This is a genomic window from Methylocystis sp. H4A (assembly GCF_015709545.1).
Lineage (GTDB): Bacteria > Pseudomonadota > Alphaproteobacteria > Rhizobiales > Beijerinckiaceae > Methylocystis > Methylocystis silviterrae.
Genome location: NZ_JADNQY010000028.1, coordinates 690,886 through 710,982, shown reverse-complemented (window position 1 = coordinate 710,982; position 20,097 = coordinate 690,886). Strand labels below are relative to the sequence as shown.

Annotated in this window: 21 protein-coding genes; 7 read left to right on the top strand and 14 right to left on the bottom strand. The window is 64.5% G+C overall.

The features are described from left to right. Positions 1–15 precede the first annotated feature (15 nt). Genes IYW40_RS19995 through IYW40_RS19965 form a run of 7 tightly spaced genes read right to left on the bottom strand, consistent with a single transcriptional unit; the run spans position 16 to position 5,668 of the window. Positions 16–1,311 carry a glycosyltransferase family 2 protein gene (locus IYW40_RS19995; RefSeq protein ID WP_196401974.1) on the bottom strand — a complete coding sequence of 432 codons (1,296 nt, stop codon included), beginning with the start codon at positions 1,309–1,311 and terminating at the stop codon, positions 16–18. An 8-nt stretch (positions 1,312–1,319) separates the two neighbouring features. Further along, positions 1,320–2,480 carry a glycosyltransferase gene (locus tag IYW40_RS19990; RefSeq protein ID WP_196401973.1) on the bottom strand — a complete coding sequence of 387 codons (1,161 nt, stop codon included), beginning with the start codon at positions 2,478–2,480 and terminating at the stop codon, positions 1,320–1,322. Next, on the bottom strand, positions 2,477–3,337 hold the full coding sequence (locus tag IYW40_RS19985; RefSeq protein ID WP_196401972.1) for an SDR family oxidoreductase: 861 nt from the start codon (positions 3,335–3,337) through the stop codon (positions 2,477–2,479). Before IYW40_RS19985 ends, IYW40_RS19990 begins: the two co-directional genes overlap by 4 nt. Before the next feature lie 33 nt (positions 3,338–3,370). Continuing rightward, entirely contained in the window at positions 3,371–3,775 is a 405-nt protein-coding gene (locus tag IYW40_RS19980; protein WP_196401971.1) for a MaoC family dehydratase, read from the bottom strand. Then, positions 3,772–4,167: a hypothetical protein gene (locus IYW40_RS19975; protein WP_196401970.1), complete on the bottom strand. Its 396-nt coding sequence runs from the start codon at positions 4,165–4,167 to the stop codon at positions 3,772–3,774. Before IYW40_RS19975 ends, IYW40_RS19980 begins: the two co-directional genes overlap by 4 nt. Beyond that, entirely contained in the window at positions 4,157–5,392 is a 1,236-nt protein-coding gene (locus IYW40_RS19970; RefSeq protein WP_196401969.1) for a beta-ketoacyl-[acyl-carrier-protein] synthase family protein, read from the bottom strand. Before IYW40_RS19970 ends, IYW40_RS19975 begins: the two co-directional genes overlap by 11 nt. Beyond that, a complete protein-coding gene (locus tag IYW40_RS19965; protein ID WP_014890237.1) occupies positions 5,393–5,668 on the bottom strand; it encodes a phosphopantetheine-binding protein in 276 nt (91 codons plus the stop codon). Positions 5,669–5,959: 291 nt separating this feature from the next. On the opposite strand from IYW40_RS19965, the gene IYW40_RS19960 reads away from it, so the two are divergent. Together IYW40_RS19960 and IYW40_RS19955 are read left to right on the top strand one after the other, a co-directional pair. Continuing rightward, positions 5,960–7,825: a methylmalonyl-CoA mutase subunit beta gene (locus IYW40_RS19960; RefSeq protein ID WP_196401967.1), complete on the top strand. Its 1,866-nt coding sequence runs from the start codon at positions 5,960–5,962 to the stop codon at positions 7,823–7,825. Next, positions 7,822–8,244 carry a hypothetical protein gene (locus IYW40_RS19955; protein WP_196401966.1) on the top strand — a complete coding sequence of 141 codons (423 nt, stop codon included), beginning with the start codon at positions 7,822–7,824 and terminating at the stop codon, positions 8,242–8,244. Before IYW40_RS19960 ends, IYW40_RS19955 begins: the two co-directional genes overlap by 4 nt. A gap of 9 nt (positions 8,245–8,253) precedes the next feature. On the opposite strand, the gene IYW40_RS19950 is transcribed toward IYW40_RS19955, so the two are convergent. The 3 genes from IYW40_RS19950 to IYW40_RS19940 all read right to left on the bottom strand — a co-directional run bounded on the left by IYW40_RS19950 (position 8,254) and on the right by IYW40_RS19940 (position 10,996). After that, entirely contained in the window at positions 8,254–9,603 is a 1,350-nt protein-coding gene (locus IYW40_RS19950; RefSeq protein WP_196401965.1) for a L,D-transpeptidase family protein, read from the bottom strand. A 132-nt stretch (positions 9,604–9,735) separates the two neighbouring features. Further along, positions 9,736–10,467 carry an arginyltransferase gene (locus tag IYW40_RS19945; protein WP_196401964.1) on the bottom strand — a complete coding sequence of 244 codons (732 nt, stop codon included), beginning with the start codon at positions 10,465–10,467 and terminating at the stop codon, positions 9,736–9,738. A gap of 85 nt (positions 10,468–10,552) precedes the next feature. Further along, positions 10,553–10,996 (bottom strand): RDD family protein, encoded by a 444-nt coding sequence (locus tag IYW40_RS19940; RefSeq protein ID WP_232365834.1) that lies wholly within the window; start codon positions 10,994–10,996, stop codon positions 10,553–10,555. A 228-nt stretch (positions 10,997–11,224) separates the two neighbouring features. On the opposite strand from IYW40_RS19940, the gene IYW40_RS19935 reads away from it, so the two are divergent. Beyond that, the gene (locus IYW40_RS19935; protein ID WP_175092671.1) at positions 11,225–11,467 is read left to right on the top strand and encodes a DUF2312 domain-containing protein; all 243 of its coding nucleotides are present in this window, start codon (positions 11,225–11,227) and stop codon (positions 11,465–11,467) included. Positions 11,468–11,552: 85 nt separating this feature from the next. Beyond that, entirely contained in the window at positions 11,553–13,058 is a 1,506-nt protein-coding gene (locus tag IYW40_RS19930) for an AAA family ATPase (protein ID WP_196401963.1), read from the top strand. A 152-nt stretch (positions 13,059–13,210) separates the two neighbouring features. Here IYW40_RS19930 and IYW40_RS19925 read toward each other — a convergent pair whose 3' ends face one another. Together IYW40_RS19925 and IYW40_RS19920 are read right to left on the bottom strand one after the other, a co-directional pair. Continuing rightward, positions 13,211–14,194: a zinc-dependent alcohol dehydrogenase family protein gene (locus tag IYW40_RS19925; protein ID WP_196402236.1), complete on the bottom strand. Its 984-nt coding sequence runs from the start codon at positions 14,192–14,194 to the stop codon at positions 13,211–13,213. A gap of 8 nt (positions 14,195–14,202) precedes the next feature. Next, on the bottom strand, positions 14,203–14,646 hold the full coding sequence (locus IYW40_RS19920; protein WP_246720924.1) for a GNAT family N-acetyltransferase: 444 nt from the start codon (positions 14,644–14,646) through the stop codon (positions 14,203–14,205). Here IYW40_RS19920 and IYW40_RS19915 point away from each other — a divergent pair. After that, positions 14,645–15,616: a polysaccharide deacetylase gene (locus tag IYW40_RS19915; protein ID WP_246720922.1), complete on the top strand. Its 972-nt coding sequence runs from the start codon at positions 14,645–14,647 to the stop codon at positions 15,614–15,616. The two genes, IYW40_RS19920 and IYW40_RS19915, sit on opposite strands and share 2 nt — an antisense overlap. A 19-nt stretch (positions 15,617–15,635) precedes the next feature. Here the strand turns inward: IYW40_RS19915 and IYW40_RS19910 are convergent, their stop codons facing one another. After that, on the bottom strand, positions 15,636–16,052 hold the full coding sequence (locus IYW40_RS19910) for a DUF1036 domain-containing protein (protein WP_196401961.1): 417 nt from the start codon (positions 16,050–16,052) through the stop codon (positions 15,636–15,638). Positions 16,053–16,095: 43 nt separating this feature from the next. Continuing rightward, the gene (locus tag IYW40_RS19905) at positions 16,096–16,389 is read right to left on the bottom strand and encodes a hypothetical protein (protein ID WP_196401960.1); all 294 of its coding nucleotides are present in this window, start codon (positions 16,387–16,389) and stop codon (positions 16,096–16,098) included. Between the two features lie 347 nt (positions 16,390–16,736). Here IYW40_RS19905 and secA point away from each other — a divergent pair, with 347 nt between their 5' ends. Together secA and IYW40_RS19895 are read left to right on the top strand one after the other, a co-directional pair. Next, on the top strand, positions 16,737–19,559 hold the full coding sequence (secA, locus tag IYW40_RS19900; protein WP_196401959.1) for a preprotein translocase subunit SecA: 2,823 nt from the start codon (positions 16,737–16,739) through the stop codon (positions 19,557–19,559). Positions 19,560–19,578: 19 nt separating this feature from the next. Next, positions 19,579–20,025: a surface-adhesin E family protein gene (locus IYW40_RS19895; RefSeq protein WP_196401958.1), complete on the top strand. Its 447-nt coding sequence runs from the start codon at positions 19,579–19,581 to the stop codon at positions 20,023–20,025. Positions 20,026–20,097: the final 72 nt, after the last annotated feature.

Below are 20,097 nucleotides of genomic sequence, written 5' to 3'. Positions count from 1 at the left end.
CGACCGGCCTTCGCCCTACTCCACCTCAGCGTCGACCGGCGTCGCCGCTTCATGGTCGAGCTTGGGCGTGCGCTTGAACGTCGATTTGCGCCCGCGCAGGGTCTGGAGGATCTTCGCGCCATTGGCGAAGGCGAGATAGATCATCAGCGGCGGAATCGACGCGACCGTTTTCACAAAATCGGCGAGGGTCCCGCGCTTGAGCGCCAGATAGGGCGGGAGCGTGATGCCGAGCGCCACCAGGACCGTCATGAGTCCGATGATCTCCAACATCCCGGCGAAGGGCGCGAGCGATCCGTGCAGGATCACGCCAAGGAAGAAGGCGATGAGTCCGATGGCGGCTGTGGGGAAGAAAATCTGATGAGCGATCAGCGAGATCGCCATCACACGGCGCGTCAGGCTCCATGGCGAACGCCAGATCGGCAGGACGGTCTTTTGCGCGACCTGCACGAATCCGTTCGACCATCGCCTTTGCTGGCGGCGGAAATCGCGGATTCCCTCCGGCACCTGACCGGGAATCGGCGGCTCCGAGACAAACAGCCCATGCCATCCCTGGAGCGCCGCGCGCACGGTGAGGTCGAGGTCTTCGCATAGCGAATAGTCGGACCAGCCGCCGGCGTCCTCGACCGTCGCGCGTCGCCAAATTCCGCCGGTGCCGTTGAATTGAAAGAGCCAGCCGGCATGCGCGCGTGAGCGCTGTTCGACGAGATAATGGCCGTCCTGCACGAGGCCCTGGGCGCGCGTCAGCCAGTTTTTCTCGAAATTCTGGAACTCGCAGCGCGACTGCACGAAGCCGATGCGATCGTCGGTCAGAAAAAGCGGGACCGTTCGCTTCAGCCAATTGGGCGGCGGACGGAAGTCGGCGTCGAGCATTGCGATGAAGGGCTCGTCCGTCAGCGTGAGGCCATGCGCGCAGGCGCCCGCCTTGAAGCCCGAGCGATCGGCGCGCCGCACATGGTCGATCACGGCGCCGCCGACGCGAAGCTCCGCCGCCACCGCGTCTGCTCGAGCGCTCGTCGCGTCCGTCGAATCGTCGAGAAGCTGGATGCGCAGTCTGTCCTTGGGCCAGTCGAGGAGCGCGACGCAGCGCAACGACTGCTCGGTCACGAGCGGCTCGTTGAAAACGGGGATCTGAAGCACGACCCGCGGCAGATCCGTGTCAGGGATGGCAGGCGCTTCGGGATCGCGCACGCCGCGCAGCTGATCGTAACAGAAGCGGCCGATGACGATCAGATAGCCGATTCCGATCGCCATCAGGATCGAAGCGCAGACCATCGCGACCGCGTCGACGAGGAATTGAAAAAGCCCCAGCACCAAACGGCCTATCCTTCTTCGTGCGGAACCGGCGAGGGCTTCGCCCCGGCGCGCGCGTTCACGCTGTCCCTCGCCCAAACCACCTGGTCAGTGACCCAGGCGTTCAACCAGACCGCCAGCATCGTCGCCTCGCGGACCACAAACACCGCAGGCGCAGCCCACGATAACTGCCATCCTTTGGCCACAGAAAGCAATGTCTCAAGCGCAAACCACAGCATAAGCGTCCCCGACGCGGCGGCAATTGGCGAAATCCCGACGAGCGGGGCCGCGAGCGCCGAAGCGATAACTGCTGGAACCGCTTGGCATATTGGCTCGGCGAGGAAGGAGATGAGTTCGTCGTTGCGGCGGATAACCATCCAACGCAATTGCCGCTGATAAACATCGTCGAACGCGCGCGCGCCGAGTTCCTGGCGCACAGGCCTGTGAGAAAAGACCGGCCGTTTGCCGATCCGTCGCATCGCCTTGGCCAAGGCGTTGTCTTCGCCGACCGTATGGGAAATCGCGTCAAAGCCTCCCGCGCGCAGGAAGTCCGAACGTCGAAACAGCATGATCTTGCCGATGCCATGCCCCTGTCCCAGCGCCGAGGCGAGAAACAGAATGCGGGCATGCGGACCGTTAATGATCGCGGCCTCGACATGCGCGGCGAAATTCTCGAGCCGCGCGCAATACGGAATGGCGCAGACGAGCCCGACTTCGTCCGTCAGCTGCCTGACGTGCTGCGCCAGCGCGTCCGGCTCAAGCAGCACATTGGCGTCCTTCATCAGTATGACGTCGTGCGTCGCCTGCATGAACGGCGCATAAAGATTATCGACCTTCGGACTGACGGCGAATTTCGCTGTCGAAAGAAGAATGCGCGAAGGCACGGCAGGGTGACGCGCGAGAATGGCGCGCATGTGCTGGACGGCCGGTCCATCGACGTCGGTTGCGGAGACGGTCACGTCGAAATCGCGGTACTGCTGCGTCAGCGCGGATTCTTGCGTGCGGTCGAACTGGTCATCGAGCATCCTAACGGGAAGCACGACCGAGACCGGCGGCTGGTCTCGGCGCGTGGCGCGGCGCGCGACGAACCAGGGCTGCGCGATGGTCGCCGCGACAGAGACGACAAGCAAAACGACGGCGATCATCCAATAGGCGCCTGCGGCCCAAGTAAGGACGGTGTAGGCCGTCACGAAATCTCCCGTTCCGGCGTCTCTGGCACTTCGGCGGGAAACTGGCGCATGACGCCATCGACGAGCGCCGCCGGCAAGAGGGAGAAGAGGCGCATCGCCCAATACATATAACGCGGAAAGGCGATGACGTTGCGACGGCGCTCCAGCCCGTTCTTGATGATGCGCGCGGCTTCTCCGTCGGACATGGCGCTGGGCTGCCAGGATTCGACGCCCGCCGACGCCGATGTCTTTAGGCGAGTGCGCGCCGAAAGGGGCGTCTTCACGATGGTGCGCGCCGACATGGGCGTCTTCACATAACCCGGCACGATCAGCGCGACATGCACGCCATGGGCTGCGAGCTGGGCGCGCAGGGAGTCCGCCCACATGTGCACGCACGCCTTCGCCGCACAATAGGCCGGCGAATGCGGGAGCGCGCGCACGCCGGCCATCGAGCCGACAATAGCGATTCTGCCACTCTTACGGGCGCACATCGGCAGAATTGCCGGCTCGACCGTGTTGAAGACGCCATCAACATTGATCTTGAGCATTGCTCGGACCGCCTCGGGCGTTTCGAGAAGCTGGCCGGGCGAAAGGCCCGTCGCGACGCCGGCGTTGGCGACGAGAATGTCGATGGGGAGCTTTTCATGCGCAGACTGAACGATGCACGCCATCGCTTCGCGATCCCGCACGTCGGCGACATGAGTCTCCGCCTCCTCTGCGCCGGCCGCGAGACAGTCGCGCGCGGCGGTTTCGAGCCGCTCGGCGTCGCGGCCAAGCAAGACAAGGCTCGCGCCTTCGCGTGCATAGGCGAGCGCCAAGGCGCGCCCAATGCCGCTTGAGGCGCCGGTGATAAGAACCCGAACAGCGCTCTTAGCCATACGCGCGCCCCGCCCCACGGCGCAGCCGATCATTCATGTGGCCGGCCCCGGCCGCAAGGTCGCTTCGCCGACGATGCCGGGCGCCCGCGCCGCGCCATAGGCCACCAGACGGACGAAAATCTCGTTTTCGGTGGCGCGCAGCACGCGCCCCGACAGCTTGACGGTCTCGCCGCGCAGGATCGGCTGCACGAACTTCCCGGCAAGGGAAGAGATGACAAGATCGCCGCGCCAGGCCCTCAGCATCGGTTCAAACGCGGCCAGAAGCTTCATGCCATGTACCGGCGGCGCGGCAAGCCCGATCGCCGCCGCCACCGCGTCGTCGAGATGCAATGGATTTGCGTCGCCCGAGACCTCGGCGTAGCGCGCTAGCGAAGGCGCGTCGAACGGGCCAATGACGGTCTCCGGCAGTATGTCGCCGACCTTGATGGGATCGCTCATGACGCGCTCCCAAATCCCGCGCGCGGCACGAGCCGCAATATGGTTTCGATTCGTGCGCAAGGCTCGCCTTGGGGCGTTGCGACTGTCCCGACCATCGTCAGACGCGGCGGCGTTTCCTCGCTGCTCATGGTGACGCTCAAGTCGTAACTCTCACCCGCGACGAGGGGCGCGTCATAGGAAAAGCTCTGCGACTCATGCACCGGCACGACGTCGCGCTGGGCGCAGAGGTCGCGCACAACCGAAAAAAGCGAAGGCTCGGCAAGCCAGATCGCCGGATAGGCGAGCGGAACGCTCGCGCCGTCGCCGCCGGTTTCTTGCGCATAGGCCGCGGCGCGCGCCGGATCAACGCGCAGCCGAAAAGGCCCCAGCGCAAGCGGCCGGTCAGACTGCATGACGCACGATCAGCACGGCGTTGATCCCTCCGAAAGCGAAGGAGTTCGACATGGCGGCGTCGATCTTGTGCTTGCGCGCCGCGTTCGGGACGACGTCAAGCGGGCACCTGGGGTCGTGCTCCAGAAAATTGATGGTCGGCGGCGCGATCTGTTCGCGAAGCGCCTGTATGGTGATGGAGAGCTCCAAGCCGCCGCTGGCGCCCAGCGCGTGGCCGTGAATAGGTTTCGTCGACGACACCGGCACGACCCGTCCATAATCGCCAAACACGCGCAGAATCGCTTCGGCTTCGGTGATGTCGTTGGCGTGGGTCGCGGTGCCGTGCGCGTTGACGTAATGAATCTCCTGCGGAGCCATTCCCGCGTCTTCGAGCGCCAGGGCGATCGCGTTCGACGCGCCTTCAAGATCCGGCCGCACGGGGTCCTTGGCGTCGCTCGTCGTGCCGTAGCCGACGAGTTCGCATAGGGGCGCGTGGCCGCGCGCTCGCGCCGCCTCCTCCGTTTCCAGGACGAAAACCGCAGCGCCTTCGCCAAGCGACATGCCGTTGCGGCCCTTGGAGAAGGGACGGCACAAATTCGGGCTCAGCACGCGAAGGCCTTCCCATGCGCGGATCGTCGCGTTGATGACGCAGGCCTCGGCGCCGCCGACGATCGCCTTGTCCACAAGACCTTGTCGAATCATCTGCATGCCAAGTCCGATCGACTGCGTCGCCGAGGAGCAGGCGCTGCCGATCGCGAATGTCGGGCCGTGGCAAGAATAGCGCATCCCCAGGGTCGCAGGCGCGGCGCTCGGGATGAGCTTGGGAACGCTCAACATCTCGGGCCGCGTTCCTTCGACATAATAGCGGTAGATGCCGTCCTCGATCGTCGTCATGCCGCCGATGCCGGAGCCGATGATGACGGCCGTTCTCGGCCCGGCGACGTCCTTGCGTCCGAAACCCGCCTGCGCCACCGCTTCGTCGGCGGCGACGATGCAGAACTGCGTAAAGGGATCGCAGAACGGAAGAACGTTGGGTTCGATATAGTCGGCGGGATTGAAGTCAGGGACCTGCGCCGCGATCTTGATGCGCCCGTCATAAGGGCGCTCTGTCTTGAGCGGACGAATCTGGGCGACGCCGTCGCGCGCCGCTTCCCATAGCTTTTGCGCGCCGACTCCAGAGGCGCAGACCGCGCCCATGCCAGAAATGACGACGCGGCGCCCTTCGGCCCGCGCTCGCGAGAATGACATTTACTGCTTCTCGCGCTCTTTCTGGATGTGGTCCGCGATCGCCTCGATCAGACTTTTGACGTCTTTGGCTTCCTGCAGCGAACCGTCCATGGGGATGTAGACGTTGAACTTCTCCTCGAGCGCCGTGAGAATCATAACGATGTCGACGGATTTGAGGTCGAGGCTCTCGATTGACGCGTCGGGGGTGATTTTGCTTTTGTCGACCATGCCTTCCGACGCGATCACTTCGATGATCTCGTCGACGAGCTGATTCTTGTCCTGCGGATTATCAGTCACGAATCCCTCCGTTTCAGGCGCTGCGCCGCCGACGACAACTCGCGCTCGCACGCGACGCATTGACGCGGCGGCGCCGATCCGACGCCTATAATTCCGGGCGCATGGCCAGAACCGCCCGCCTCTGGCTCTCCCGCTCCAGCGCCCCTTTTCCCGCCCTCGGGCGCAGTCGGCACTGGTTAAGGCGTTTGGCCTCGAAAATAAAGCCCGCCGCGCTCTCGGCGGATTTGCAGTGGCCCGGCGGAGCGCTTCATGCGAAAACGCCGGCCGAAACAACGGAGGGCGACAGCGAAAATGACGGGACAGGAGACGGCGCTGGCGGGGGTCTTTCCGCAGGCCAGTGACGCGCAGTGGCGCGTCCTCGTTGAGCGGGCGCTCAAAGGCGCGTCCTTCGAAACGCTCGTCTCCAAGAGCTATGACGGGCTTTCCATTGAGCCCATCTACGCCCGCGCCGCCGGTTCGCCCTTCCCCGTGCTACGCAAAAACCCCGGCCGCTGGGCGATTCTCGCGCGCGTCGACGTCCCCAACGCTGACGTCGCCAACCGCTTGGCTTTGCAGGACCTCGACGGCGGCGCCGACGGATTGCATCTCGTTTTCGCCGGCTCGATCGGCGCCTACGGCGGGGGGCTCGTCGGCGACGACGATGACGCAATCGCTCACGCGCTCGCCAATGTTCGCCTCGACTACGGCATTCCGCTGACGCTCGACTCTTCGCCGCGCGCGCCTGGCGCCGCGCAGGCGCTTATGCGTTTTGTCGACCGCCAACATATTGAACCGTCGCTCACCCGCGTTTCGATGGGCTTCGATCCGCTGGGCGCGCAGGCGCGGCACGGATTCGCTGCGGAGCCCTGGACGCAAGTCTCCCGAAGCTTCGCGCGGGAGGTGAAGGCGGCCGCCGACGCCGGCTTCGTCTACGCGACCGCCGTCGCCGACGCCCGCGTCGTGCATTCGGCGGGCGGGACCGAGTCGCAGGAGCTGGCTTTCGCGCTTTCTTCCGGGCTCGCCTATCTCCGCGCGCTGGCGGACGCCGGAGTCGACCTCGATTCGGCGCGCGATCTGATCGCATTCCGATTCTGCGCCGACGCCGACGAATTGCTGGGAGTCGCCAAATTCCGCGCCGTGCGGCGCCTTTGGGCGCGCGTTGAAGAGGCCTGCGGCCTCTCTCCCAAGCCGGCGCTGGTCTTTGCCGAGACAGGCTGGCGGATGATGTCGCGGCGCGATCCCTGGAACAATATTCTGCGCGGGACGCTCGCCGCGTTCTCGGCGGCGATCGGCGGCGCCGACGCCGTCTCCGTCCTCCCCTTCACCCAGGCGCTCGGCGCGCCCGACGAATTCGCGCGGCGGCTGGCGCGCGACACCCAGCTCGTGCTGCAGGACGAATCCCATATCGACGCCGTCGACGATCCGACGAGCGGCGCGGGCGGCTTCGAGGCGCTGACCGACGCGCTGTGCGCGCGGGCGTGGGGGCTTTTTCAGCAGATCGAGGCGGAAGGCGGCCTTCCCAAAGCGTTGGAGACGGGAGTCTTTCAGGCGGGAGTCGCCGAAGCCGCCGCGTTGCGGGCGAAGAACGTCGCGCGCGCCAAGGATAAGCTCATCGGCGCGAACCAGTTTCCCGACATTCACGAAGGCGCGCTCGACGTTCTCGCGCCCTATGACGCTGCGGCTGAAGCCGTTGAGCCGCCAACCGGCGCGCTGATGAGCGCTCCCCTCGCGCCAAGCCGTCTCGCCGAGCCCTTCGAGCGGCTGCGTGAAGAGTCGGACGGCCGCCTTGCCGAGTTGGGCGATCGCCCGAAGATTTTCCTCGCAAATCTCGGCCCCGTCGCGGCATTCACCGCGCGGGCGAATTTCGCCAAGAATTTTTTCGAGGCCGGCGGCGTCGAAGCGGTTTTTGGGCCCGAAACCGAGTCCACGACCGAATTGGTCGACGCCTACCGGGAGTCTGGCGCCAAACTCGCTTGCCTCTGTTCGTCCGACAGGATCTACGGAGACTCGGCTGAAACGGCGGCGCTGGCGCTAAAGGGCGCAGGCGCTGAGCTTTATCTCGCCGGCCGGCCGGGCGAACTCGAGGAGCGTCTGCGCCACGCGGGCGTGACGGAGTTCATCTACGCGGGCTGCGATATGCACGGCGCGCTGCGGCGCGCGCTTTCGGAGGCCAAATGAGAATTCTAGCGTTGGCGCTTGCGGCCTGCGTAGCGGCCCAGGGAGCGTCCGCCAAGCAGCCGCGGGGCCAAAAGGCGCAGCCGGACAACGAACGAGCCCGGTCCGGCCCGGTCGGCGATCCAAACGGCAGATGGAACATCGAAGCGACGACGACCGTCGGAGAGTGTCGCAGTCTCATTCCGCCGTCTTTCGACATCGTGGGTAATAAAATCGCGGCTGCGCCGGGGCCGGCTGCCTCATTTTGGGGCTATGTCGACGAGGAAGGCACAATCGTCGCGCGATTCACCGGCGAGGGCGAGCGGGTCGTGCGCTTCAACGGAACGCTGCGCGGCGGCAGGGGCTCCGGCCCTTGGTCATCGTCGACCGACCTTTGCGGCGGAACCTGGCGCGCCTCGCGCAGCGACGCGGCGGCGCAATAAGCGCCGCAGTTACCGGGAACGCTCCTCGAAGTAGCTGTCGTCGTCGCTCGGGAACTGCCCTTCTCCGCGCATCGGACGCGCCGCCTGCACGACCGTCGGGGCCGCCGAATCGGCGCCGGCTGAGCGCAGCCCGAGCCCGTCGCGCTGGTAGATGTCGTCGCGGAACTGGGTGACGCCGTCCGGCGCCGCCCACGCGGTGATGTAGACCCAGTAGACCGGCACGGCCGGCGTGATCTTGACGTCCACGCGTTCGCCGGAGGCGATGACCTCGTCGATGTGGTCGCGGTCCCAGCCGGGCGTCTCCTTCAGGAGCCAGGCGACATAGTCGCGAACATTCTGAAGCCGGATGCAGCCCGAAGAGACGAAGCGGAAGTCGTCGCCAAAAACGCCTTTAGCGGGAGTGTCGTGCATGTAAACGCCGTAGGGGTTGGCGATGTCGATGCGCACGACGCCAAGTGAGTTGAAATCCCCGCCGATGTCCTGGCGGAAGCGGAAATTGAGCGCATCGAGCGAGCGCCAATTGATCTGCTCGGGCTGTAGCTCCTGATTGTCCTTGCTGTAGACGCGGATGTGATTGGCGTTGAGATAGTTTGGATCCGCCTGCATCTTGGGGATCAAATCCTTGCGGATCACCGACGCCGGCACGGTCCAGAACGGATTGAAATTGACCTGGATCGCCTTGGTCTGCATCACCGGCGACTGGCGGTCGATCTTGCCGACGCCGGCCATGTGATGGGTGACGACCTCGCCGTTCTCGACTGTCTCCACCGAAGCGGCCGGGATGTTGGCGGTGACGTAGCGGTTGCCGAGGCCGTGTGAAAAACTACGCAGACGCACCAGGTTGGTCTCGAGCTGCTTCAGCCGGGTCTCAGCCGGCACATTCATCGCCTGAACGGTCTGCTGATTGACGACGCCGGTCGGAATAATGCCGTGGCGCGCCTGGAACCGGCGCACCGCCGCTTCGACATAGGAGTCGAACACCGGGCTCGCGCCGGTTTCAGCCCCAATGTCGCCGGAGACGACCAGGCGGCGGCGTAACGCCGAGACCACCGGACTGTTCGAGCCCAGCCGCAGCTGTTGGCCGGCCGGCACCTGCGGCCAGCCGCCATTGGCCGCGATTTCGCGCAAACGCTCGATCGCCGCTTCCGTGGCGGCCACCGTATGAGTCGAAAGTATGGGGGTCGTCGAGCGCGAGACGGTCAGGCGGGCGTCGGCGTCATAGCGCTGCGCCCACTCGGCCTGTCCGTCCTGGTCCCAGGCGGCTGAGGCGGGCGTGAGAGCGACCGCGCCAAGGACGAGCGCGGCGCAGCGGGCAAGCTGGAAAATTGCGGATTCTCGCACAGATCGCTCCAATCGCATCGCCGAAATGTGCTCCGGCGGTCAAGCCGAAAGACGACGCCGCCTAGGGACCGCGCCGGCTCTTTCGATCGAGTTGTGCATCTTCGGCGTTAACAAGGCGCGAATAGTCCGGCGATTTTGTGGCCTGCCGGGCTAGTCCACGCGGACCCAGCCGCTCATGCCCAGGCGCTCTTGAGGCAGGAAGCGCGACTTATATTCCATCTTGCGTGAACCTTCGACCCAATAGCCCAGGTACACATGCGGCAGACCAAAGGCGCGGGCGCGTTCCGCATGGTCCAGAATCATGAAGGCCCCGAGCGATCTGTGCTCGAGCTCAGGCTCATAGAAGGAATAGACCATCGACAGCCCGTCGGAGAGCCGGTCAGTCAAGCAGCAGGCGACGAGCGCGCCGATCTCGCCATTGGCTTGGGCGAGACGATATTCGACGAGCCGCGTGTCGACGTGGCTGTCTTCGATCATCATCTGATAGTCGATCATGCTCATGTCGGCCATGCCGCCGTCGGAATGGCGGGCGCTGACGTAGCGGCGAAACAGGGCGTATTGCTCAGGCGTCGCCCGCGCCGGCCGTGTTTCGGCGACAAGCTCGGCGTTACGCCGGCGGATGCGCCGCATGCCGCGCGACGGCGTGAACTCGTCGATCTTGACTCGCACCGACACGCAGGCTCGGCACTGCTCGCAAGCGGGGCGGTAGGCGATGGTCTGCGAGCGACGGAAGCCGGATTGCGTCAGCGTGTCATTGAGCGCGGGCGCGCGCAGCCCGATCAGATGCGTGAAGACCTTCCGCTCCTCGCGGCCCGGCAAATAGGGGCACGGCGCCGGAGAGGTCAGATAGAATTGCGGCGCGTCGCGCGGCTCTTTCGTCACGCTCTAAGGTCCCAGATCCAATACTAATCTAGAGCGCCCACATGGCGTGCGCCAAGGGAGATTTACGGCGTCGAAGTTGCGGATTTTAAGACGAGCGCCGTAAAACGATGACGTCCGCGAGCATGTCGTGCAGGCAGCGCTTGTCGCCCATAAACAGCGAGAGGAGCAGCAGCGGCGGGAATAGCCAGGTGACATAAAACAGCACGGCATGGACGGCCGCCTGCAGAAACGGCACCGGGTCTCCGTCCATGGTGCGCATCTCCAGGTCCATGAACGCCATGCCAGGCGTCGCCATTCTCCGCCCCGACACCGTCAGACCATTGTAGAAAAAGGCGACGATCGGAAACAGCGGCGGCAGGATGAATGCCGACAATCCGGCGCTGAGGATGAACAGAGCGACGAACAGCGCCGCCGACATGCCGGCGACGAGAATCAAATCGAGCATGACGGCGATGATGCGGCGCGTCCGCACGCCCTCCAGCGCCTGTGGCGGAATGTAAGGCGCGGCGCGCGCCCCGATTGGGGCCATTGGGCGCTCACGACTGGAAAAGGGATCCCGCTCGGTCATCAAATTAAGGCCTTTCTGGTGGCCCGCCAAAGATCGGCGACCTTAAGGCCGGTTTCAAGTGCGCCGCTCGGGGTGCGGAATTCGGGGATTAGTGGCCCCGCCGCCTTGACGAGCGCCGCCGGTTTGTCGCAAGGCTCCCGCCCATCCGGCGCGCGCCCCGCCCGCCCGGAGCAGCCTCGGGAATTGCACATGACCAGCAACGCCGTCGACGGCGGACATTTGCGCGCCTTCATCGAGCGGATCGAGAAGCTCGAGGAGGAAAAGCGTGCGATAAGCGACGACATCAAGGACGTCTACGCGGAAGCGAAAGGGACGGGGTTCGACCCCAAGGTGATGCGCAAGATCGTGTCGATACGCCGTCTGGATAAGCACAAGCGGGAGGAGGAGGAGGAAATCCTCGACCTCTATCTTTCCGCGCTCGGCATGGAATAGGCTGAATCAAACCCAAAGCGGACTGGCCGCGGGGGACGGTTCGCCTCATGCACGGCGTCAGCGGGCGCGAGTTCCGAGACTCCACATGGATTTTGGCGCGCAAGATGAAGTCGTGCGCTTTCTCGCCTCGCTCGATGGCGGCGCGGAGCGGCTCGTCACGACTCACATTTCCGTCGTCGCGCTCTGCGGAACGCACGCCTATAAGCTGAAGAAGGCGGTGGTCTTCCCCTATCTCGACTTCTCGACGCCGAGCCGCCGATGGGAGATGTGCGAGCGTGAAGCGGCGCTGAACACAAGCTTCGCGCCCGAAATTTATCTCGGCGCGCATCGCGTGACCCGCGAGAGGGATGGGCGGCTGGCGCTCGACGGCGCGGGCGAGATGATTGACGCCGTGGTCGTCATGCGGCGCTTCGTCGACGAAGACCTCTTCGAACAGATTGCGAAGGACGGCCGCCTGACGCCCGCGATGGTGGAGGCCCTGGCGCGTCGAGTCGCGAAGACCCATGACGAGGCGACGCCGAACTATGAAAAGGGCGGCGCGGCGGCGATGCGCCGAACGCTGGACGATACGGCTTTGAGCTTGCGCAACGCGGCGGCTGCAAGCGCCGAGCACATCGATGTGCTTGTCGCGCGCCTCAACGGAGCCCTCGACGCGCAAGGCGCGCTTCTCGACGCACGCAAGGCGCGGGGTAAGGTGCGCCGCTGCCATGGCGATCTGACGCTGCGCAACATCTGTCTGTTCGAGGGCGCCCCGACGCTCTTCGACTGCCTAGAGTTCGACGACGAGATCGCAACAATCGACGTGCTGTACGACGTCAGCTTCCTGCTGATGGATCTGTGGCGGATCGGCGCGTTTGGCTGCGCCAATCAGGCGTTGAACCGCTATCTCGACGCGCGCGACGAAACGGATGGCCTGCCGCTTCTTCCCTTCTTCATGTCCCTGCGCGCCGCCATACGCGCGCATGTCGAGGCGTCGCAACAAAACTTGGAACACGCGCGCCTCTATTTCGATCTCGCGATGACTCTGCTTACGCCGGCCAAAGCCGCCGTCATCGCCATCGGCGGTCTCAGCGGGTCAGGGAAGTCGAGCGTCGCCGCGGCGCTCGCGCCCGTCATCGGATCTCCGCCCGGCGCGCGCGTCATCAACAGCGATCGCATTCGCAAGCGGCTCTTCGGCGTCGCGCCGACCGCGCGTCTTCCGCAAGAGGCCTACGCCAGCGCGGTTTCGGCGCAGGTTTATGGCGAGATGTTCGACGCATCGGCGCGAACGGCCGCGCTCGGCTGGCCTGTCATCGTCGACGCCGTTTTCGACCGTTTTCAAGATCGCGAAGCGATAAGAGCCGCGGCCGAAGGTGCACACGCGCCCTTCTTTGGGATCTGGCTCGATCTCGATCTCGACCAACGCGCGGCGCGCGTCGATGCGCGCGTCAACGACGTGTCCGACGCCACGCGCGAGGTACTCGCGAAACAAATGGAGAAGCCTACAGGCGAGATCGATTGGCTCAAGATCGACGCATCGAAGGAGGCGACGACGATCGCCGCCGAAATTGAGAATGCTTTGAAGTCGTTATCGCAAACCGCCAAACTGTGATGTCATTCCCGACGCGCGCGAAGCGCGCGATCGGGAATCCAGAACGAAACCCATCACTCATGCCATTGCTCTGGATTCCCGGTCAGGCCTTCGGCCTGCCGGGAATGACATCGCCAACGCCTACCATTGCGGAGCGCGTAAGCGATCACGGCTTATGGAATCAGCACCGCGGCGCCTTGCAGGCAACCTTCGCGCAGATCGGCGAGCGCCGCATTCGCCCGCGCCAGAGGATAGCGCGTCGCATGCATTTTCAGCGGAATCGTCGGCGCCAACGCAAGGAACTCGCGCGCATCATCGCGCGTGAGATTGGCGACCGAAAGCAGTCGACGCTCCTCCCAAAGCAGCGCGTATGGAAAGCTCGGAATGTCGCTCATGTGAATGCCGCCGCACACGACCGCGCCGCCTTTCTTCGTCGCGGCAAGCGCGCGCGGAATGAGCGCGCCGACCGGCGCAAAAATCAGCGCGGCGTCGAGCGGCTCTGGCGAGAGCGCGTCGGAATCCTGCGCCGACGCCGCGCCGAGCGACAGCGCGAAATCGGCCGCCGACTGATCGCCCGGCCGCACAAATGCGTGAACGCGCTTGCCTTGAGCGATCGCAACCTGAGCAATGATGTGGGCGGCGGCGCCGAAGCCGTAGATGCCAATCGCTTCCGCCGGACCCGCCATCTTCAATGTGCGCCAGCCGATGAGGCCCGCGCACAGCAGTGGCGCGAGCGTCGCCGGATCGCCGGTCTCGGGCAGCGGGAAACAGTAGGACGCGTCGGCGATCGTATGGGTGGCGTAGCCGCCATCGCGCGTATAGCCGGTGAAGAGCGGATCGTCGCACAGATTTTCGCGCGCGCTCAGACAGTAGGGGCAATGCCCGCAGGTATGGCCAAGCCAGGGAACGCCAACCCGCTGTCCAAGCGAGAAGCCAGTCACGCTCGGACCGATCGCCTCGACGCGCCCGACGATTTCGTGGCCTGGAACGATCGGAAGCTTCGGCTGGGTCAGTTCGCCGTCGACGACATGGAGATCGGTGCGACAAACGCCGCACGCCTCGATCTTGAGTCGCAACTCGCCGACGCCGGGCGACGGGATCGGCCGCTCCTCCATGACGAGCGGCGCGTGGGGCCGCGGCAGGGCCATGGCTTTCATGATCTCAGTCATCGGAGAGGCTTGCTTAGGGAGATACGGCTGTGGCCCGGCGGAAAATCCGCGATTTCGCCCACGCGCGCGAAGCCGAGCCTCTCATAGAATGCGGCGACGCGTTTCTCGAATGTGTCGATATAGACGCCGACGCAACCACGATCCCGCGCGAGGCGCTCCGCCTCCCGCATCAGCCGGGCGCCGAGGCCCTGGCCGCGCCGCGACTCCGCCACCCAGAGATGGCGCACATAGGCCCATCGCCAATGGATGAGGCCATTGACCCCGCCGATCAGCGCGCCATCTTCCCCGCGCGCCAGAATGGAGAAAGGCGCTTCGTCCCGCACGCCGAAACGTTCGCCAAGCGCCGCGCCGAGACGCGCGGAAAGCTCCACTGATTCCGCCGTTTCGATCGACAGAGCGAGCTTCTCAATCTCGATGCTTTTGGCCATGGTCTTGCGCATGACTCGGATGTTCGCCCTCCTATTTTGCGCGCGCCTCGCCGGCGCCGCAACGGCCTATGGCGCGGAGGCCCCCTGCGCGCCGGTCGAAATCGCGCCATCTCCGACGCCGGCGAGTTCGCGCGTCAAGAATTATGCGCCGGTCTTCGAGAGCTGCGCGAGCGAAAGCGGCTCAACGCGGCTCGCCATCCGGCGCATGAGCGTCGACGGGACGCCGCTGATCCTGACGGTCGACCCGCGATCGCTGCAGACGTCGGTAGAGCGCGCCGCCTGCTGGCGCTGCACGGAGACGAGCGATGCGGCGCAGGCCGCGACGCGCTATCTCCAGGCGCTGCATCCGCCGCAAGACCCGACGCGTCCGCCGGCGCTCGTCAACGCCGGCCTCATTCACGGCGCCGGCGGCGGCGCCTTTGTGACCGGCGATCTTTGTCCCGCGCGTAAGCCGCTCGACCGCGCCTTCTTCGAAAAGCTCGCCGCGCAAGTCCAGCATACGCCCGTGACTCTGGCGGTGTCTGGAGCCTGGCTTCAACGACACCACGCCGATTTCGCCTGGCTGCGCGAGAAGGCGCGCAGCGGCGCGCTCGCCATCGCCTGGGCCAATCATTCCTACAGCCATCCCTATGTTCGCCGCCTTCCGGACGGGCGCAATTACTTCCTGCGGCCGGGCGTGGACGTCGATCGCGAGATTTTCGAGACGGAAAAGCTCATCATCGCCGAGGGCCAAACGCCGTCGGTGTTTTTTCGCTTTCCGGGTCTCGTCGCCGACGCCACGCTGCGGGAGAGCGTCCGCAGCCGGCATCTCATCGCGCTCGGCGCCGACTCCTGGCTCGCGCTCGGCTTAAGGCCCCGCCCGGGCTCGATCGTGCTCGTGCACCCCAACGGCAATGAGCCGATCGGCATAAAGCTGTTTTTGCGGCTGATGCGGACCGGCGTGATGCCGTTGCCCCTACGCCCCATCAATGAGGCTCCGTGAGCCCCTGTTTGATGAGCCCCTATTTGACGAGATTAACTGTGTAATTGTTGTAGCTGCCAATATATTTCTCGCGAAAGCCGACCGTCCGGCATGTCGGCGTGCAGCAGGTGTTGATGCACCACTGATAGGCGCTTTGCGGCACGCAAATGTTGAAGGGGCCGCTCCACTTCGTCCCGTCGCTCGATTCGGCGTAATAATAGTAATAAGTGTTAACGCTCTGGAGGTCGCTGCCGAAAACGGTCTTGATCTGGCCGGGCTCCAATTTCCACCACCCCTTTTTCGTCCAGTCTCCGCCGTCGGAACAGCCCGGCGAATACCAGAGAAACGACACCCAGACCGTAGCGCTGGTCTTATTGCGGAACTTGAACCAGGCCTGAGCGACGCTCGGCGCACAGACGATGCTGAGCGTGGCCAATAAGATCAAAAATCTGCGCATGGTCCCCTCCCCTGCGAAAATGCGCGGGCGCGACTGAAAAGAATTAAGGCTTGGGCGTGGGCTGGGCCGCAGGGTCGCGGCGGATGGACCGCGCCTTGGTGGGAACTTGCGGCTCTTTGGAAACTTCGCCGACGCCCGGCCGGGCGTCCTCCTCGCCGGACACGGGCTTCTTGGCCTGCGGCGTGGCTTCTTCCTTGGGAGGCGCCTTTTCGCCGAAGTGCTCCGTCGGGCTCACACCGGCTTCGGGAGCGGTTCGGCGCTGAGCCTCCGCCGTGGCGCCGCCAAGAAAAATTACGGCGCCAAGAGCGGCGAAAAACGTATAATGAGGGCTTGCCAATGGGACCTCCTTAATTCTGTTCGGAATATCGACGCGCGACAAAAAAACGATTGATCAAGCGACGCTAGGCTTGGGGCTGGCCGCCGTCAACATCCGTTTGGCTTACCCTCAGGCGATGGGGATGGGCCCTGATCACTTGGCTCCCGCGCCGCCAAATCCCTTACATTGACAAGGTTTCCGGCGGCTCTTATCTCTCCGGCGGATATGCCGCGTCGATCTCGGCGCCCCGCCGTTGGCGCGATGTCGCAGGCGGATGTTATTCATGCATTATGCGACGTTCCGCCGGCCGCCGTTCCCCGGCGCGCCGAGAAGGCGGCAGACGCTGCTCGGGAGAAAGGTTCGCAAGGATGATCGGCGCACTCGCCAAGAAGATTTTCGGCACGGCCAATGACCGCCGGCTCAAGACCTACGCGCCGAAGGTCAACGCGATCAACGCCCTGGAGGCGGACGTCGAAGCGCTGACCGACGACGAGCTGAAGAACCGAACCCGCCAGTTCCGCGAAGAGCTCGCCGCCGGCAAGACGCTCGACGATCTGCTCGTTCCCGCATTCGCCACGGTGCGCGAGGCGGCCAAGCGCACCCTCGGGCAGCGCCATTTCGACGTTCAGCTCATCGGCGGCATGGTGCTGCATGAAGGCGCTATCGCCGAGATGCGCACCGGCGAAGGCAAGACTCTCGTCGCCACGCTCGCCGTCTATCTCAACGCGCTCGCCGGCAAAGGCGTCCATGTCGTCACGGTGAACGACTATCTCGCCAAGCGCGACTCCGAATGGATGGGGCAGATCTACAGATTTCTCGGCATGAGCGTCGGGGTCGTGGTGCATGACCTCATGGACGAGGATCGCGCCGCCGCCTACGCCTGCGACATCACCTACGGCACCAACAACGAATTCGGCTTCGACTATCTGCGCGACAATATGAAATATGAATTCTCGCAGATGGTTCAGCGTGGACATAATTACGCGATCGTCGACGAAGTGGACTCGATCCTCATCGACGAGGCGCGCACGCCGCTCATTATTTCGGGCGCCATCGACGACAAGTCCGATCTCTACAATACGATCGACAAGCTGGTCCCCAAGCTCAACGCCGACGACTTCGAACTCGACGAGAAGCAGCGCACGGTTCATCTGACCGACGCCGGCAATGAGCATATGGAAGAGCTGCTGACCGAGGCCGGCGCGCTGACCGAAGGCGCGCTTTACGAAGCGCACAACGTGACGCTCGTGCATCACGTCAATCAGGCGCTGCGCGCGCATAAGCTCTTCCAGAAGGACAAGGATTACATCGTCCGCAAGGGCGAGGTGGTCATCATCGACGAATTCACCGGCCGCATGATGCCGGGCCGCCGCTATTCGGAAGGCCTGCATCAGGCGCTCGAGGCGAAGGAGCATGTTCAGGTTCAGCCTGAAAACGTCACGCTCGCGTCGATCACCTTCCAAAATTACTTTCGCCTCTACGGCAAGCTCGCCGGCATGACCGGCACGGCGTCGACCGAGGCGAATGAATTCGCCGAAATCTACAAGCTGGACGTCGTCGAAATTCCGACGAACCGCGAGGTCTGCCGCCTCGACCAGGATGATGAGGTCTATCGCACGTCCAAGGAGAAGCTCGGCGCCATCGCCGCCGAGATCCAGGACGCGAACGGGCGGATGCAGCCGCTTCTCGTCGGCACCACGTCGATCGAGAAGTCGGAGCAGCTGGCGGAGTTCCTGCTCGCGCAGGGCTATACGATGATCGACTTCGTCGAATCCAAGGGACTGACCAAGCTCTACGAGGCGGCGCGTTCGGGCAAGCCGTCGAAGCTTTTCGCGGTGCTCAACGCGCGCTTCCACGAACAGGAAGCCTATATCGTCGCGGAAGCCGGCGTGCCCGGCGCGATCACCATCGCCACCAACATGGCCGGCCGCGGCACCGACATTCAGCTGGGCGGCAACGTCGAAATGCGCGTGATGCAGGAATGCGCCGGCCTCGAAGGCGACGCGCGCGCCAAGAAGGAAGCGGAAATCCGCGAGGAGGTCGCGGACTTCAAGGAGAAGGCCATCGCCGCCGGCGGCCTCTACATCATCGGCACCGAGCGTCACGAAAGCCGGCGCATCGATAATCAGCTACGCGGCCGCTCCGGACGTCAGGGCGACCCGGGCCGCTCAAAATTCTTCCTGTCGCTGCAGGACGATCTCATGCGCATCTTCGGCTCTGAGCGCATGGATTCGATGCTGGTGAAGCTTGGCCTGCAGGAGGGCGAAGCCATCGTCCATACGTGGATCAACAAGGCGATCGAGAAGGCGCAGCATAAGGTCGAGGCGCGCAACTTCGACATCCGCAAGAACATCCTCAAGTTCGACAACGTCATGAACGACCAGCGCAAGGTGATCTTCGAGCGCCGGCTCGAAATCATGGATGAGGAGAGCGTCGAGGAGCAGACCGCGGACATGCGCGCCGACGTGGTCGACGCGATGGTGTCGCAGCACATCCCGCATGCCGCCTACGCCGAGGCCTGGAACGTCGACGGGCTGGTGGAAGACGTCAAAACGAAGCTCAATCTGGATCTGCCGGTCGCCGACTGGGCGAAGGAAGAAGGCATCGCCGACGAAGAACTCAAGGAGCGTCTGCTGGAGGCGGCCGACGCCGCTTACGCCGAACGCGTCGAAAAGAACACCGAGCCGCTGATGCGCATGATCGAGAAGCAGGTCGTCCTGCAGTCTCTCGATACGCTGTGGCGGGAACATCTCGTCGCGCTCGACCACCTTCGGCAGGTGATCGGCTGGCGCGGCCTGGCGCAGCGCGATCCGCTCAACGAGTATAAGTCCGAAGCGCTCGAGCTCTTCAAGGGCCTGATGACGCGGTGGGACGAAACGGTGACCACGCAACTGATGCGAGTCGAAGTGTCCTTCGAGGCCCCGCCTTCCGCGCCGCCGGAGCTGCCGCCGATGGAAATGTCGCATCCAAATCCCGAGGCGCTGATCGGCGGCGGACAGCAGCTTGCGCTCGATGAGCTCAATACGCGTCTCGCGGGGGTCGATTTCTCGGCGCGCGGGCTCGCGGTCAGCGAGGCGCCCGCTGCGCGCGACGCGACCAATCCCGCCACTTGGGGCAAGGTGGGCCGCAATGAGCCCTGCCCTTGCGGCTCGGGTAAGAAATACAAGCATTGCCACGGGGCGCTTGTCTAAGCCGAGGATGCGGACAGCGATGTGGAAGATCAGCGTCTCGGCTCTCCTGTCGACGCTGGCGTCTTCCGCATCGGCCCGCGTTGATTGGGTGCAGGTCTCCAAAGACGATTTCTCGACCGTCTATCTGGACCCCGGTTCCCGCCGGATGACGTCCGACGGAATCGTCACGGTCGACGCGCTGACGGATTACAACGCCGCCTCGCCAAAAGCCGCCGCATTCGGACTTGCCGAAAAGGGGCTGTCGGAAATCGAGAAAGTGTCGCTCGATTGCGCCAATCGGAAATACAGGTCCGAGGGTGGCGGCTGGCGGCAGGGCCAGATGGGCCAAGGAAAGATCACCAAGCCATATCCGCCGAAAGACGAATGGTCGCCGGTTCCGCCCTATTACGATGGACTCTTCGCCAAGGTCTGCGCGCGCACGTCCTCGGATGAGCGGTCGGATCGATTTGAACCGTCTCGCGCCTGAGAATATAAGCGCAGCGCGGTTGAAGCGCCGCCGTCCCGCGTTCGCGGGAAAGCGGCCGCCGCGGGTTTCCAG

Coding starts and splice junctions, on each gene's coding strand:
- IYW40_RS19985 (WP_196401972.1), bottom strand. CDS start 3,337: ATGGCTAAGAGCGCTGTTCGGGTTCTTATCACCGGCGCCTCAAGCGGC.
- IYW40_RS19980 (WP_196401971.1), bottom strand. CDS start 3,775: ATGAGCGATCCCATCAAGGTCGGCGACATACTGCCGGAGACCGTCATT.
- IYW40_RS19975 (WP_196401970.1), bottom strand. CDS start 4,167: ATGCAGTCTGACCGGCCGCTTGCGCTGGGGCCTTTTCGGCTGCGCGTT.
- IYW40_RS19970 (WP_196401969.1), bottom strand. CDS start 5,392: ATGTCATTCTCGCGAGCGCGGGCCGAAGGGCGCCGCGTCGTCATTTCT.
- IYW40_RS19960 (WP_196401967.1), top strand. CDS start 5,960: ATGACGGGACAGGAGACGGCGCTGGCGGGGGTCTTTCCGCAGGCCAGT.
- IYW40_RS19955 (WP_196401966.1), top strand. CDS start 7,822: ATGAGAATTCTAGCGTTGGCGCTTGCGGCCTGCGTAGCGGCCCAGGGA.
- IYW40_RS19950 (WP_196401965.1), bottom strand. CDS start 9,603: ATGCGATTGGAGCGATCTGTGCGAGAATCCGCAATTTTCCAGCTTGCC.
- IYW40_RS19940 (WP_232365834.1), bottom strand. CDS start 10,996: ATGGCCCCAATCGGGGCGCGCGCCGCGCCTTACATTCCGCCACAGGCG.
- IYW40_RS19935 (WP_175092671.1), top strand. CDS start 11,225: ATGACCAGCAACGCCGTCGACGGCGGACATTTGCGCGCCTTCATCGAG.
- IYW40_RS19930 (WP_196401963.1), top strand. CDS start 11,553: ATGGATTTTGGCGCGCAAGATGAAGTCGTGCGCTTTCTCGCCTCGCTC.
- IYW40_RS19925 (WP_196402236.1), bottom strand. CDS start 14,194: ATGAAAGCCATGGCCCTGCCGCGGCCCCACGCGCCGCTCGTCATGGAG.
- IYW40_RS19915 (WP_246720922.1), top strand. CDS start 14,645: ATGACTCGGATGTTCGCCCTCCTATTTTGCGCGCGCCTCGCCGGCGCC.
- IYW40_RS19920 (WP_246720924.1), bottom strand. CDS start 14,646: ATGCGCAAGACCATGGCCAAAAGCATCGAGATTGAGAAGCTCGCTCTG.
- IYW40_RS19910 (WP_196401961.1), bottom strand. CDS start 16,052: ATGCGCAGATTTTTGATCTTATTGGCCACGCTCAGCATCGTCTGTGCG.
- secA (WP_196401959.1), top strand. CDS start 16,737: ATGATCGGCGCACTCGCCAAGAAGATTTTCGGCACGGCCAATGACCGC.
- IYW40_RS19895 (WP_196401958.1), top strand. CDS start 19,579: ATGTGGAAGATCAGCGTCTCGGCTCTCCTGTCGACGCTGGCGTCTTCC.